The sequence below is a fragment of the Comamonas sp. Z1 genome (assembly GCF_008121555.1).
GTDB classification, from domain to species: Bacteria; Pseudomonadota; Gammaproteobacteria; order Burkholderiales; family Burkholderiaceae_C; genus Comamonas; species Comamonas thiooxydans.
The window spans coordinates 160,543-174,563 of the sequence record NZ_VOQT01000008.1 but is presented as its reverse complement, the minus strand read 5'-3'; the positions used below and the strand labels follow the sequence as shown (position 1 = coordinate 174,563).

General features: G+C 63.5%; 10 protein-coding genes. 6 read left to right on the top strand and 4 right to left on the bottom strand.

All coding sequences use genetic code 11. From position 1 onward, the window contains the following. Nucleotides 1-52: 52 nt before the first annotated feature. Nucleotides 53-1,693: an MATE family efflux transporter gene (locus FSY45_RS16005; protein ID WP_046461466.1), complete on the top strand. Its 1,641-nt coding sequence runs from the start codon at nt 53-55 to the stop codon at nt 1,691-1,693. Here FSY45_RS16005 and FSY45_RS16000 read toward each other — a convergent pair. Beyond that, complete coding sequence (locus FSY45_RS16000; RefSeq protein WP_046461437.1) at nt 1,680-2,654, bottom strand: tripartite tricarboxylate transporter substrate binding protein; 975 nt, start codon at nt 2,652-2,654, stop codon at nt 1,680-1,682. The genes FSY45_RS16005 and FSY45_RS16000 overlap by 14 nt on opposite strands. A gap of 205 nt (nt 2,655-2,859) precedes the next feature. Between FSY45_RS16000 and FSY45_RS15995 the strand changes: the two genes are divergently transcribed. After that, entirely contained in the window at nt 2,860-5,148 is a 2,289-nt protein-coding gene (locus FSY45_RS15995; RefSeq protein ID WP_046461438.1) for a protein-disulfide reductase DsbD, read from the top strand. A gap of 30 nt (nt 5,149-5,178) precedes the next feature. Here the strand turns inward: FSY45_RS15995 and FSY45_RS15990 are convergent, their stop codons facing one another. Then, nucleotides 5,179-5,565 (bottom strand): VOC family protein, encoded by a 387-nt coding sequence (locus FSY45_RS15990; RefSeq protein ID WP_039050727.1) that lies wholly within the window; start codon nt 5,563-5,565, stop codon nt 5,179-5,181. A gap of 313 nt (nt 5,566-5,878) precedes the next feature. Between FSY45_RS15990 and FSY45_RS15985 the strand changes: the two genes are divergently transcribed. Next, nucleotides 5,879-6,394 carry a hypothetical protein gene (locus tag FSY45_RS15985; protein ID WP_003065569.1) on the top strand — a complete coding sequence of 172 codons (516 nt, stop codon included), beginning with the start codon at nt 5,879-5,881 and terminating at the stop codon, nt 6,392-6,394. A gap of 62 nt (nt 6,395-6,456) precedes the next feature. On the opposite strand, the gene FSY45_RS15980 is transcribed toward FSY45_RS15985, so the two are convergent. Next, the gene (locus FSY45_RS15980; protein WP_003065570.1) at nt 6,457-7,323 is read right to left on the bottom strand and encodes a GNAT family N-acetyltransferase; all 867 of its coding nucleotides are present in this window, start codon (nt 7,321-7,323) and stop codon (nt 6,457-6,459) included. A gap of 216 nt (nt 7,324-7,539) precedes the next feature. Between FSY45_RS15980 and hemE the strand changes: the two genes are divergently transcribed. From hemE to FSY45_RS15965, 3 genes are all read left to right on the top strand, one after another. Next, nucleotides 7,540-8,655: a uroporphyrinogen decarboxylase gene (hemE, locus tag FSY45_RS15975; RefSeq protein WP_046461467.1), complete on the top strand. Its 1,116-nt coding sequence runs from the start codon at nt 7,540-7,542 to the stop codon at nt 8,653-8,655. A 659-nt stretch (nt 8,656-9,314) separates the two neighbouring features. Next, nucleotides 9,315-11,516 (top strand): primosomal protein N', encoded by a 2,202-nt coding sequence (gene priA / locus FSY45_RS15970; RefSeq protein WP_003065574.1) that lies wholly within the window; start codon nt 9,315-9,317, stop codon nt 11,514-11,516. 195 nt (nt 11,517-11,711) lie between these two features. Continuing rightward, nucleotides 11,712-12,833, top strand: coding sequence for an asparaginase (locus FSY45_RS15965; protein WP_003065578.1), 1,122 nt, complete (start codon nt 11,712-11,714; stop codon nt 12,831-12,833). A 181-nt stretch (nt 12,834-13,014) separates the two neighbouring features. On the opposite strand, the gene FSY45_RS15960 is transcribed toward FSY45_RS15965, so the two are convergent. Beyond that, nucleotides 13,015-13,965, bottom strand: coding sequence for an AEC family transporter (locus FSY45_RS15960; RefSeq protein WP_012836828.1), 951 nt, complete (start codon nt 13,963-13,965; stop codon nt 13,015-13,017). Nucleotides 13,966-14,021: the final 56 nt, after the last annotated feature.

Sequence of the window (14,021 nt, the reverse complement as noted above, 5' to 3'; positions counted from 1 at the left end):
CGGGCTCACCGCCCGTCAACCGCAACCGGCCGACATGCCCCACAATGGGCCGATGCCTGAAGCCTCCGCCAGCGCCCCGCGCCAGAGTGCGCGCACCGCCAACTCCAAGCCCCAGACCCGCGACCTGACCCAGGGCCCGATTGCCAGCACCTTGCTGGTCTTTGCCCTGCCGATCCTGGCCGGCAATGTGCTGCAGTCGCTCAACGGCTCGGTCAATGCCATCTGGGTCGGCGGCCACCTGGGTGAGGCCGCGCTGACGGCCACCGCCAATGCCAACAACGTGATGTTTGCGCTGATCGGCGCGGTGTTCGGCATCAGCATGGCGACCAATATCCTGATCGCCCAGAGCATGGGATCGAAAAACATCGCCCAGGCCAAACGCGTGCTTGGCACCAGCGCGACGTTTTTTGGTGTTGTCTCGCTGCTGATTGCCCTGCTGGGCTGGCCGCTGTCGCGCCATCTCATGCTGTGGATGAGCACACCCGAAGCAGCGCTGCCACTGGCCGAGGCTTATCTCAAGGTCATCTTTCTGGCCATTCCGCTGCTGTTCATGTTCAGCTTTGTGACGGCGGCCCTGCGCGGCGCGGGAGACACCCGAACGCCGTTCTGGTTTCTGCTCGTCGTCGTGGCACTGGACATGGCCCTCAACCCTCTGCTGATCTTTGGCTGGGGGCCGGTACCGCGCATGGGCATCCAGGGCTCGGCAGTGGCCACGCTGATTGCCAATGCCGTGAGCTTTTTTGCCCTGCTGGGGTGGCTGCGCCTGCGCCGCCACCCCTTGTGGATAGGTCGCCGGCAACTGGGGCTGTTCAAGCCCGATCTGGCGATTGTGCGCACTCTGGTGGTCAAGGGCCTGCCCATGGGCGTGCAGATCGTGATGATCTCGCTGGCCATGATCGCCATGATCTCCATGGTCAACGAGCATGGCGTGCAGACCGCATCCGCCTATAGCGCAGCGCTGCAACTGTGGACCTATGTGCAGATGCCGGCCATGGCCATAGGCGCGGCCTGCTCGTCCATGGCTGCGCAGAACGTGGGAGCAGGGCTCTGGAGGCGTGTCAGCGCCACGGCCAATGCAGGCATGCTGGGCAATCTCTTGATGACGGGCAGCCTGATCGTCCTCATCGTGCTGCTGGACCGCCATGTGCTGGGCTGGTTTCTGCCCGGCGGCAGCCCCTCACTGGAGGTGGCCCGCCATCTCAACCACATTGCCATAGGCTCCTTCCTCTTCTTCGGCGTGACCTTTGTGCTGGCCGGCGTGGTGCGCTCCACGGGGGCCGTGATGGCGCCGGTGCTCATCCTGGCAATTGCCATGTGGGGCATACGCGTGCCCGTGGCGCGCTGGCTGCAACCCGTGATGGGCGTGGATGCCATCTGGTGGAGCTTTCCCATCAGCTCCGTCTGCTCCATGCTGATGATGCTGGCCTACTACCGCTGGGGCAACTGGCGCCAGGCGCACATGCTGCCGGCTGCAGCCCCGGCCCCGGCACAGCCCGCAGGGACGGAGGAGCAGGCCCAGACGGCAGAGGAACTCCAAGCACAGGCCCCCGTGGACAGCGATGCGCTGATGGCCAGTGCCGAGCCCTGCAAGCGCATCGCCATCCCGGCCGAGGTGGGCGGGCAGCCGCCCAGCTCCGTCGCCAACCTGGCCGCGGAGGCCGGATCTGCTTCGCGCGAAGCTAGCCCAGGGTAATGCCTGTTTCCTTGACGATGCGCTTCCAACGCTCATGGTCGGCGGCAATGAGCCGACCGAACTCCTGGGGCGTGCTGCGCCGCGGCATGTAGTTGTAGCCAGCAAGCCTGGCCAGCACATCAGGCATCTGCATGATCTTATCCATCTGCTGGGCCAGATAGCCCACGATGTCCAGAGGCGTACCTTTGGGAGCCAGCAGCCCCGACCAGGAATTGAAATCCATGCCCGCTATGCCTAGCTCGCGCAGCGTAGGCAGCTGCGCAAAGGCCGGTACACGCTGGGGCAGCAGCACGGCCAGGGCCTTGACCTTGCCAGCGCGAATCATCTCCACCGAGGTGAAGGAGTCGAACGAGAAGTCCACCTCGCCCGCCACCACGGCCTGCATCTGCGGGCCCGTGCCCTTGTACTGGGCATTCACGATGCCCGGTGCCTCGATCACTTTCTTGAACTGCTCGGTGATCAGCGAAATCATGCTGCTGCCCGAGGAGGCGCTCAGCGGCTTGCCCTGCTTGGCCATGGCCGTCAGCTCCTGCATGCTGTTGACGGGCAGGTCCTTGCGCGCAATCACCACAAAGCCCACATCGCACAGATGGCTGATGGGCTCGAAGCTGGCCAGCGCCTCGTAGCCGGTCTTGTAGAGCACTGGGCTCAGGGTCTGCGCTCCCGCCGTGTTCATCAGCAAGGTATAGCCGTCGGGTGCTGCGCGGGCCGCCAGCTCGGAGCCTATGACGCCGTTGGCGCCACTCTTGTTGTCGACCACGAAGGACTGGCCCGCAAGTTCACCCAACTTCTGCATGGTCAGCCGGGCCACGACGTCGGTGGTGCCACCGGCCGGAAACGGCACGATGACTCGTACCGGCTTGTCCGGATAGCCGGGCGCAGCGGCCGCATGCCAGGGCAGCGCGGTGGCAGCACAGGCAGCCGAGGTGGCAAGAAAGAGGCGGCGTGAAGTATTCACCATAATGCTTGTCTCCTGTAATTGCCCGGCAACGGACTCCTGCGACCGGCTCCGGCTTCGGGCTGTTTGAGCCTTGTAGGCCGAACCATGATGGAGTCCGCCCGCGCCTTCTGTCCAATACCATGCGCCTATGCAAGCATTGGTTTTGCCAATCGGCCGCCCCCGTGCTGGGAACCAAAAACACCGCTACAGACTCCCACCGTCCGCCATGTCTTCTCAAGCCCTTTCCCTGACCACCGGACCCCGCCGCCTCTCGCAGCGCCTTTCACTCTGGCTGATGCTGGCGCTGGCCGTCTGGGCCTGTGCTTTTGCCACCGGCGCTGGCGCGCAGATCCTGCTCAAAAATGCGGCTTCGGGTGCCGCCACTGTGCAGACGCCGCGCGTGCAGGCCGAGCTGGTGGCCCAGGCCCCCGAGGGCATCGTCGCCGGCCAGGTCTTCTGGCTGGGGTTGAAGATCAGCCATCAACCCGAATGGCATACCTATTGGAAAAATGCCGGCGATTCGGGCCTACCCACCGTGCTGCAGTGGCAACTGCCTCCGGGCCTGGAGGCCGGCCCCATCGCCTGGCCGCTGCCTCATGCGCTGCGCGTGGGGCCCCTGGTCAACTATGGCTATGAGGACACGGTGCTGCTGCCCGTGCCCATCAAGGTCGCTGCCGACTTCAAGGCACCGGTCTCTGGCGTAGTGGACCTGGGCCTGGCCGCCGAATGGCTGGTCTGCCGCGTGGAATGCATTCCCGAGTCCGGTAACTTCCAACTGCAGATCCCCGTTCAGGGCAGCAGCGCCCCTCACAGCCAGGCCTTTGTGCAGGCACAGGCCGGCCAGCCCCAGGCGCTGGGCCAGGGCGGCCAGGCCCTTGTCGAGTCCGGCAAGGCCGAAGGCACGAACCTGCCCGACGACCGAGTGACGCTGCGCATACCCGGACTGCCGGCCAGCCTCAAGGGCAAGACACTGGAGTTCTATCCCGAAAACGCCGACACCTTCAAACATGCCGCAGAGTCGGGCAAGGACTGGAAGCAGCACTGGGACGGAGAGGTCTGGGTGGGCGAGAACATGCCGCTGTCCGATATGCGCGGCGAAACCGCGGCGCAACTGGCCGTGGTGCTGGCCCTGCCGCCTGCTGAGCGCGCTGCCGCGCTGGAGCGCGGCGAAAGCGCTGGCTGGCGCAGCGAACTGACCGTGCAGGGCCGATGGAGCGCCCCCGCACTGGCTGGCGTATCGCCGGCCCTGGCTGCGGCGCTGGAGGCCAACAAGACCGCTTCACAGCCCGTACTGGCAGGCAATACGGCCAGTGCAGGCAGCCTCTGGGCGGCCCTGCTGGGCGGCCTGATCGGCGGCCTGATCCTCAATCTCATGCCCTGTGTGTTTCCCGTACTGGCCATCAAGGTGCTGGGCTTTGCGGGCCATGGCCAGAACCGCCAGGCCCAGAAACTGGGCGGCCTGGCCTATACCGCCGGCGTGGTGCTGTCCTTTGTGGCACTCGGCGCACTGCTGCTGGGCCTGCGCGCGGCGGGCCAGCAGCTGGGCTGGGGCTTCCAGCTGCAGTCACCCGTGGTCGTGTCGCTGCTGGCAGCGCTGTTCACCGTGCTGGGGCTGAATCTGGCCGGACTGTTCGAGTTCGGCAGCCTGCTGCCCAGCCGCATTGCCAGCGCCCAGGCACGCAACCCGGTGCTGGACTCCTTTCTCTCCGGCGTGCTGGCCGTGGCGATTGCCTCGCCTTGCACGGCGCCCTTCATGGGGGCCTCGCTGGGCTTTGCCATCGATATGCCTGCGGCGCAGGCACTGACGGTGTTTGCCGCACTCGGCGTCGGCATGGCCCTGCCCTATCTGCTGGCCAGCTTCGTGCCTGCCGTCGTGGGCTGGCTGCCGCGGCCCGGCCCCTGGATGCAGATCTTCCGCCACGCCATGGCTTTCCCCATGTTTGCCACTGTGGTCTGGCTGGTCTGGGTGCTGGGCCATCAGGGCGGCATGGATGCCGCTGCGGCCCTGCTGGCCCTGCTGCTGGTGCTGGCCGCGCTGATCTGGGCCCTGGGCCTGCGCGGCAAGAGCCGCATCAGCCTCGGCGCTCTCGCCCTGCTGCTGGCCGCTGGCGTGGCCTATTACGCCCTGCCGCTGATCAAGGCCGAGCCTGCGGGCCAGGCTCAAACACAGGCCGGCGAACTCTGGCAACCCTGGTCGGCAGACAAGGTTCAGTCTGCCCATGCCTCGGGCCAGCCGGTGTTTGTGGACTTCACGGCCGCCTGGTGCGTGACCTGCCAGGTCAACAAGCGCACCACGCTCAGCAATGCCGAGGTGCTTGCTGCCTTTGCGCAGCACCAGGTGCAACTGCTGCGCGCCGACTGGACACGCCAGGACCCAGCCATCACCCAGGCACTGCAATCGCTGGGGCGCAGCGGCGTCCCCGTCTACGTGCTGTACCTGCCCGGCAAGCAGCCTGTGGTGCTGAGCGAGCTGCTCTCCAAAAGCGAGGTGCTTGACGCACTCAAACAGATCTAGGCCATTACCGCGCGCAAAGCATGACGCAATTCAGGCTGTCGCCACTTCCTCATGCAGGCAGAGGTAGTTACCCTCGGTGTCCTTGAACCAGGCGGCTTTCTCGGACCCCAGCACGCAGACATGGTTGACGGTCTTGAAGTCGGGGAAGTCGTAGTCCTCAAACACCACACCCCGGCTTTTCAGTTCCCGAATGCTGGCAGCGATATCGGGCACCCGAAAGCTGATGGCCGTGTGCTCGGCCTTGGTACCGCCAGGCTTTGGAAACAGGGCCAGCGCACTGCCGCCAACCAGGTAGACAAACTTTCCATCGGGCCGCAGCTCTCCTGGCTGCAGACCCAGGCTTTCTTCGTAGAAAGCACGAGCACGCGCCATATCCATTACCGGCAGCATCGTCGTCACAGCAGAATGGCTCAGCATAAGAACTCCTTTGCCCGGCGCTGCGGGTTCATGGCCCTGAGTCGAGCGGATCAAGCTTAGCCCCAGGGGTTGGCAGATGCCAGCCCCGGCAAGCTCAATGAACCTGGCGCAATCAACTTTACGACTGGGCACATCGACCTCGCCTTGGAGTGGAGCGCGACTTCAAACAGGCGCATAGTGCCTATGGCACAAACCAGGCAAAAGCTCTAGACTGGAACTGCCCACAAGCCAGGCGCAACCGCAGTTTCCAGCCTTTGCCAGCCTTGCACGCGTTGACCACTGCGGACTGCCTGAACTGCACAGGAGGTAAGCCATGCATGCCAACCTTATCCACCAGCCGTCTCACAAACGTCTTTGCTTGTTGCGTGCACTGGCGCTGGCCAGTCTGGCAATCGCCGGTCTGGCCCTGCCTTTTGCCTGGGACGTCCTGGCCAGCATCAACAGCATGCCCAAGATGCACTGGTTGCAACAGGCACTGGCGCAGGCTCCTGCCTTCAGTTGGCTGATGATGTTTGTCTGGGGCGGAGCCATACCGCTGGTCTTGCTCAAGAACATGGACCAGACGCCGTCACACAAGCTTCGCACCACGGTGGTGATGCTGGTCCTGATGTGGATCGCCGTCACCTGGTATGTGCACATGCCGGCCAGCAATCAGTGCAGCGCGCTTTATGGGTCTTGGGATTGGGCCTGCTCAGTCCTGCAATGGGGCTACAGCATGAGTCTGGTGCTGTCCATTGCAGCCTATGCCTTCCTCATGCTGGGCCTGATGGTTACGGCGCTGGGCCTGTTTGCCGAAGGCCTGGAAGATGAGCCCAGCCACGCGGCATGACCCGTCCAGCCATCAAAAAAACCTGTGGCATGACCACAGGTTTTTTGCTTTCTGCCCTCGCCTCAGGCCTTCATGCGCCCGAACAGTCGGCGGTAGCGTGAGGGTAGATCCTGCATGCGCATCATGATGGGCAGATCGGCCGTATTGAAGTCGCTGTCCCAGGCCGGCGCCCCCAGCACCTTGGCACCGGCACGCAGATAGCCCTGGATCAGCGCTGGCGGCTCGACCTTCAACGCATCTGCCGAGACATTGCTGATATGCGCCAACTCCTCGGGCAGGGCTACTCGGGGGCGCACCTGCAACTCGGGCTCGGCCAGATGGCTCTGGCGCAGTTGCTGCCAGATGCGTGCCGGACCTTCGCCATGGGCCAGGCCCGGGTACTGCATGGGAATGCTGGCGCAGCCCACCATGGCCTCGAGCCGGTTGCGCTGCATGAATTCGGCCAACGCCCCCCAGAGCGCCAGAATCACGCCGCCCTGGCGATGCTCCGCATGCACGCAGCTGCGCCCCAGTTCGACCATCTGCGCCCGCCAGGCGTTGATGGGCGAGAGATCGAACTCCTGATCGCTGTACAAACCGCCGGCACGCTGGGCCTGGGCGGGGGTCAGCAGACGGTAGGTGCCGATCACCTTGTTCTGCTCTTCATCGCAGACCATCAGATGCTCGCAGAAATCGTCAAAGACATCGATGTCATGACCTGCCACGGGCGTCTGCAGCACAGCGCCCATTTCTTCGGCAAAGATCTGATAGCGCAGACGCTGGGCCTGGCGAACCTCGTCCAGATGCCGGGCCCAGCGCACCTGCAGGCGCAAAGCGGGCGCGGCAGGATGCACGGGACTGGCGGGGCGATGGGAAAGCGAGGGAGCCGATGATGATGTCGTCGCGATGCTCTGGCCATTCAGCGCATCAAGAATCTCGGGATGCCTCATGTCTGCTTTCCTCCGGTGTTGGACGCAGTTGGCGGCCTGCCTGTGCCACACGGTGTGTCTGCGTGGCGTCATTGTGGAAAACGCAGATGAAGCCCGCGCGACATTTGGATGACGGTTGCATGACAAACCATGGCGGCCGCCATCCCTGCACAGAGAGCTGAATTGCCGCTCGGGATTGTGGTGAATGGGAAAGCCGGAGTGGGCGACAATCGGCATATGAGTTTCGCCCCCCTGACCAATGACACCTTCCTGCGCGCATGCCGTCGCCAGGCTACTGACTACACGCCCCTGTGGCTGATGCGCCAGGCGGGACGCTACCTGCCCGAGTACAAGGCCACCCGCGCCAAGGCCGGCAGCTTCATGGGCCTGGCCACCAATGTGGACTACGCCACCGAGGTGACCCTGCAGCCGCTGGATCGCTTCCCGCTGGACGCTGCCATTCTGTTCAGCGACATCCTGACCGTGCCCGACGCCATGGGCCTGGGCCTGTCGTTCGCCGAAGGCGAAGGTCCGCGCTTTGCCAAGGTGGTGCGCGACGAGGCCGCCGTGGCCGAGCTGGCCGTGCCCGACATGGACAAGCTGCGCTATGTGTTTGACGCCGTCACCAATATCCGCAAGGTGCTCAATGGCCGTGTACCGCTGATCGGCTTCTCGGGCAGCCCCTGGACTCTGGCCTGCTACATGACCGAGGGCAAGGGCAGCGATGACTACCGTACCGTCAAGTCGCTGATGTACTCGCGCCCCGACCTGATGCACCGCATCCTGGAAGTCAACGCCGACAGCGTGGCGGCCTACCTGAACGCCCAGATCGATGCTGGCGCACAGGCCGTGATGATTTTTGACAGCTGGGGCGGCGTGCTGGCCGACGGTGCTTTCCAGGAATTCAGCCTCGCCTATACCAAGCGCGTGCTGGCTCAGCTCAAGCGCACCGGCGTGGACGGCAGCGACGTGCCCCGCATCGTCTTCACCAAGGGCGGTGGCATCTGGCTGCCCGACATGCAGGACATCGACTGCGAAGTGCTGGGTCTGGACTGGACGGCCAATCTGGGCAAGGCGCGCGCCATCGTGGGCGGCGAGATCGGCGGCCCCGGCAAGGCGCTGCAGGGCAATATCGACCCGAATGTGCTGTTTGCCGCACCCGAGCAGGTCGCCGCCCAGGCGCGTGCCGTGCTGGACAGCTTTGGCAAGCCCCATACCGACAAGAGCACCACCGGCCCCACCCACATCTTCAATCTGGGTCACGGCATCAGCCAGTTCACCCCGCCCGAACATGTGGCCGCGCTGGTCGAAGCTGTGCACAGCCACTCGCGCCTGCTGCGCACAAAGGGCTGATTCCCCCTGCAACAACTGCCTTCCCAGGCATTTGTTGCAGAACAACGGGCCCCAATCACCCGATAAGATCAAATGGTTATTGAACGACAATTGCCACCCTGAGATGCAGCAGAGCGGCAGCAAATCATTGATTTCAAATCACTAAATCTCAGACCCTGAAAAATTCGGCGCCAGCAGTGCTTGGCGCTTTTTTATTTTTTCATCCACCTTGGCATCGATTGACGGAAGTTATCCACATATGAATGCTTCAAGATAACTGCATGCCTCATGGCTGCTGGCTCTAGTGCTATTTTTTGAGAAGTTAAGGACTTTGCACAGCGGTTTGGAAGCATTTAGGTTTAGGGAGCTTCTCGGTTGACAGTGACTCGCCGCCTGATTTATGCACAGATATGGCGAGGCAGACTCCCTGCCAACACTCCTCCGAAGCAAGCTCCTCATCGCCTCATGAATACATATAAGTCTTTGTTTTAAATAAATTAATTATTCAACCACTCAGCCATCCTGCCGGCTTACAAACACGAACAGGACTTGCTCAGGCCTTTCGCGCATATTGTTTCTCACAAAGTTATCCACAGAACGCAAAGCCTTTGCAGGCCTCAAAATCTGCTATAGCTCTGAGGAACCGCGGCCTCTGCAGCGCCTTCCCCCGATCCAACTCCATGTCCCATATCGTTTACGTTGCCGTCCAGACCCCTGCCCACAGCGCCGTAGGTGATCTGTTGAGCTACGTTAGCGATGCATGGCTGGAGCCCGGCAGCTTGGCGCGCGTTCCTCTGGGAAAAAGAGAGTTGCTGGGTGTGGTCTGGGATACGCCCGCCGCCCCCGAAGCCATTCCAGACGGGGTGGAACTGCGCAGCATTGCCGGCCTGCTGCAGGGCATAGAACCGCTGAACCAGGCCTGGCGACGCCTGGTGGCTTTTGCCGCGCACTATTACCAGCGCAGCTTGGGCGAGATCGCCGTCACCGCCTTGCCGCCTCAATTGCGCGATATGTCGCCCGAACAACTGGCGCGGCGGCTGACTCCGCCCAAGACAGCCAAGACGCCAGCCGGCAAGCGCAAGAAGACACAAGTCGCTGAAGCAGCACAAGCGAGCACCGAGACAATGGCTCACACGCAGGACGCCAGCAGCGCAACGCCTTTGCTCGCCCTCAGTGCCGAACAATCGGCGGTTTTCGAGCAAATTGAGCAAAACCCCGGCCCGTTCCTGCTCTACGGCAGCACTGGCAGCGGCAAGACCGAGGTTTATCTGCGTGCAGTGCAAGCCGTGCTGGATGCCAACCCGGAGGCTCAAGCCCTGGTGATGGTGCCCGAGATCAACCTCACGCCTCAGCTGGAAGAGCGATTTGTCGCCCGCTTCGTGCCTCAGTACGGCAAGGACGCCGTAGTCAGTATGCACAGCGGCATGACCAACCCGCAGCGTCTCAAAAGCTGGCTGGCCGCTCACACGGGCCGCGCCCGCATCGTGCTGGGTACGCGCATGGCTATTTTTGCCAGCGTGCCGCAACTGGCGCTGATCGTGGTCGACGAGGAGCATGACGCCAGCTACAAGCAGCAGGAAGGGGCACGCTATTCGGCACGCGATCTGGCCATCTGGCGCGGGCGCGATACCGGCGCCAAGGTCATTCTGGGCAGCGCCACACCGTCGCTGGAGAGCTGGCATGCCTCGGAACCCGATGTCGGCCGCTACCTGCGCCTGCATATGCCCAGCCGTATCGGCGCGGCCAGCATTGGCGCGGCCGGCTCAGGCGCGGCCAGCCTTCCCAGGGTGAGAATGGTGGACATGGGCCAGCAACCCAAACGCGCCGTGTTCTCGCCGCCGCTGATCGAGGCCATCACCGAGCGCGTCAAACGCGGCGAGCAAAGCCTGATTCTGCTCAACCGCCGCGGCTTTGCCCCCGTGCTGTTCTGCGCCGACTGCAACTGGAAGAGCGACTGCCCCCATTGCAGCGCTCACCAGGTCTTTCACAAGGGCGACCGCACGCTGCGCTGCCACCACTGCGGCTTTACCCAGCGTGTGCCGTTTGCCTGCCCCAGCTGCGGCAACCCCGACATCCTGCCGCTGGGCAAGGGCACGGAGCAGTTGCAGGAAGAGCTGGAGCGGCTGCTGCGCAATGTGCAGCGTCCCGACGGCAATCCGGCCCGCGTGGCGCGCATCGACGCCGACACCACCAAGGCCAAGGGCAGCCTGGAGCAACAGCTGGCCCAGGTGCATGCCGGCGATGTGGATGTGCTGGTAGGCACCCAGATGGTGGCCAAGGGCCATGACTTTCGGCGCATCACGCTGGTGGCGGCCGTGCAACCCGACAGCGCGCTGTACTCCAGCGACTATCGCGCCCCGGAGCGGCTGTTCTGCCTGCTGATGCAGGCCGCCGGGCGTGCCGGGCGCGATGCGCAATATGTGAAGGCCCAGGGCAGCCATCCGGAAATGTGGATTCAAAGCCACGACCCGCAAAACGCCGTCTACACCGCACTGCGCAAGCATGACTACCCGGCGTTTGCCAGGCAGCAGCTCAAGGAACGGTTTGATGCCGGCATGCCGCCCTATGCCTTTCAGGCCATAGTCCGGGCCGATGCACGCACTCAGGAAGCCGCCCAGGCCTTTCTGAATGCCGCCACCCAGGTCGCCAGAGAGGCCAAGCTGCCTTATCTGGACGAGGTGTTCATCTACCCGCCCATCCCCATGGCGGTGCAGCGCGTTGCCAATGTGGAGCGTGCCCAGATGCTGCTGGAAGCCGGCAACCGCAGCGCCCTGCTGCGCTTTCTGAATGCCTGGCAGCAGTATCTGCACTGGCTGCGCACTCTGCCCGAGCACAGGCCGCTGGTGCGCTGGCTGGTGGATGTGGATCCGCTCAGCATTTAAAGTCGTCTGAAGTTTAAGGTTTTTAGCTCTTTAGCCCTTTACCCATAAGCGCTGACAGCTATCAATTTATATAAACCGCAGGCGCTTGGCAAATCCATCGGGATTTGCGCGAATGGGCAAGCCGGCATGGCTATTGCATGGTGTGAAGCTCGGCTCCACAAGAGGCCGTTTCATTCAATCACGGAGCACTACTTCATGCAAAAACAAGTCTTCCGCCAGTCCTTGCTGGCCGCCACCATTGCCGTTCTGGGCGTTCTGTCCGCCCCCGGCGCAGCCCTGGCGCAGGATGCATCGCCTGCGGCCGCGCAGGCGGCCAAGGCGCAGGCAGCCAAGCCCAATGTGGTGGTGCTGGCCACGGGCGGCACGATTGCGGGTGCCGGTGCCTCGACCGTCAACAGCGCTACCTACACGGCCGCCAAGGTACCTGTGGACAAGCTGCTGGCCGGCCTGCCCGAGCTGGCCCAGATCGCCAATGTGCGCGGCGAGCAGGTGTTCCAGATCGCTTCCGAGAGCTTCACCAACGACAATCTGCTGACCCTGGCCAAGCGCGTCTCGCAACTGGCCAAGCAGTCCGATGTGGACGGCATCGTCATCACCCACGGCACGGACACGCTGGCCGAGACGGCCTACTTCCTGAGCCTGACCGTGCACACCGACAAGCCCATTGCCGTGGTCGGCAGCATGCGTCCGGGCACGGCCCTGTCCGCCGATGGCGCACTGAACCTGGTCAATGCCGTCAGCGTGGCTGGCTCCAAGGACGCCAGGGGCAAGGGCGTCTTCGTCACCATGAATGACGAGATCAACACCGCCCGCGATGTGAACAAGGACATCAATATCCAGACCGGTGCCTTCAAGAGCCAGTGGGGCCCGCTGGGCATGGTGGTCGAGGGCAAGAACTACTGGTTCCGCGCGCCCGTCAAGCGCCACACCATGAACTCCGAGTTCAATATCGACAACATCGACAAGCTGCCTCAGGTGGACATCGTCTATGCCTACGGCAGCGTCCAGCCCACGGCCGTGAATGCCCTGGTCGATGCTGGCGCCAAGGCCATCGTCCATGCCGGCACCGGCAATGGCTCGGTCGCCGACCGCATGGTCAAGCCGCTGCAGGATGCCCGCGGCAAGGGCGTGCTCATCGTGCGTTCGTCACGCGTGCCCTACGGCTTTGTGCTGCGCAATGCCGAGCAGCCCGACGACAAGTACGACTGGGTGGTCGCCCACGATATGCGCCCCGAAAAAGCACGCCTGCTGACCATGCTGGCGCTGACCAAGGGCGCCAACACCAAGGAACTGCAGCGGATGTTCTGGGAGTATTGAGCACTCCCCCCCCCTGAGGCGCTTCGCGCCTTCCCCCTCTCTCTTCGGGAGGGGGACGACACCTTCGGTGCGGGACGTCCCTTCCTCGGTGTCTCTTTGTTGGGGTGTGCTTGATCTACGGCTTTTAGCCAAAACAGCGGTTTGCGCAGGCTGGTCTTGCGCAAATCGCTATTGTTTTTGATCAGGTCATCAGCGCCACGGCAGCGGAGAAGCTGAGAAAGGCCAGGCTGGTCGATACCAGGATGATGCGGGCCACGCGGCCGCTGTGGGCGCCGTAGCGCTCGGTCAACAGCGATACATTGCTGGCGGACGGCAGGGCTGCCAGCAGCACCAGCACCACCAGGGTTTCGTGCTGAAGCCCCAAGCCCATGGAGATTGCGGCCAATCCGACGGCCCAGACCAGCAGCGGGTGGACGACCAGTTTGGCCAGCGCGATCGGTACATAGTCGCGCGCTGCCACGCGCTCGTGGCTGTTCATCTGCGAGCGCGCCAGCACCGCGCCTATGGTGAACAAGGCCACCGGCGAAGCCGCTGCAGCCAGCATGGATACGGTCTTGTCCACCGGGCCGGGCAATACCCAACCCATGGCGGATGCCAGGCCGCCCAGCAGAATCGACCAGGGCATGGGGTTGGACGCCATGCCCTTGAGCGAATTGCGCACTGCCAGCCAGATTCCTTGCCCTCCCGCCAGATCGAGCCGCGACAGCGCAATGCAGGCCGAGGTGGTGAGGACCATGTCGATGGCCATGGTCACGATCACCGGCCCCGCACTCTGCGCGCCCAGCAGCGCCGCCAGCATGGGGACGCCCATGAAGCCGGTGTTCGGAAAAGCAGCGACCAGTGCACCGAATGCGGCATCGTTCCAGCCCAGGCGTGCGTGTGTCAGCAGCACGGTCGCCCCCACCATCAGCACCGCACAGAGCAGATAGACCAGGGTGACGTTGATGTCGAGCAGCTGATGAATCGGTGTCTGCGCGCCAAAGCGGTACAGCATGCAAGGCAGCGCGAAGTACAGCACAAAGGCATTGAGGCCGGGGATGGACGCCTGGGGCAGAATGCCGCGCCATGTGGCGACAAAGCCGCAAGCCACCAGGGCAAAGAAGGGAAAGGTGATGAGTAGAACGGACAACACGCACAAATTGTGACAGCGCCCGGCTCCAGCCCTCTCACGGCCTTCGATGAAAATTT

Bases quoted from the DNA above. Each gene is read 5' to 3' on its own strand.
- FSY45_RS16005 (WP_046461466.1), top strand. From the start codon at position 53: ATGCCTGAAGCCTCCGCCAGCGCCCCGCGCCAGAGTGCGCGCACCGCC.
- FSY45_RS16000 (WP_046461437.1), bottom strand. From the start codon at position 2,654: ATGGTGAATACTTCACGCCGCCTCTTTCTTGCCACCTCGGCTGCCTGT.
- FSY45_RS15995 (WP_046461438.1), top strand. From the start codon at position 2,860: ATGTCTTCTCAAGCCCTTTCCCTGACCACCGGACCCCGCCGCCTCTCG.
- FSY45_RS15990 (WP_039050727.1), bottom strand. From the start codon at position 5,565: ATGCTGAGCCATTCTGCTGTGACGACGATGCTGCCGGTAATGGATATG.
- FSY45_RS15985 (WP_003065569.1), top strand. From the start codon at position 5,879: ATGCATGCCAACCTTATCCACCAGCCGTCTCACAAACGTCTTTGCTTG.
- FSY45_RS15980 (WP_003065570.1), bottom strand. From the start codon at position 7,323: ATGAGGCATCCCGAGATTCTTGATGCGCTGAATGGCCAGAGCATCGCG.
- hemE (WP_046461467.1), top strand. From the start codon at position 7,540: ATGAGTTTCGCCCCCCTGACCAATGACACCTTCCTGCGCGCATGCCGT.
- priA (WP_003065574.1), top strand. From the start codon at position 9,315: ATGTCCCATATCGTTTACGTTGCCGTCCAGACCCCTGCCCACAGCGCC.
- FSY45_RS15965 (WP_003065578.1), top strand. From the start codon at position 11,712: ATGCAAAAACAAGTCTTCCGCCAGTCCTTGCTGGCCGCCACCATTGCC.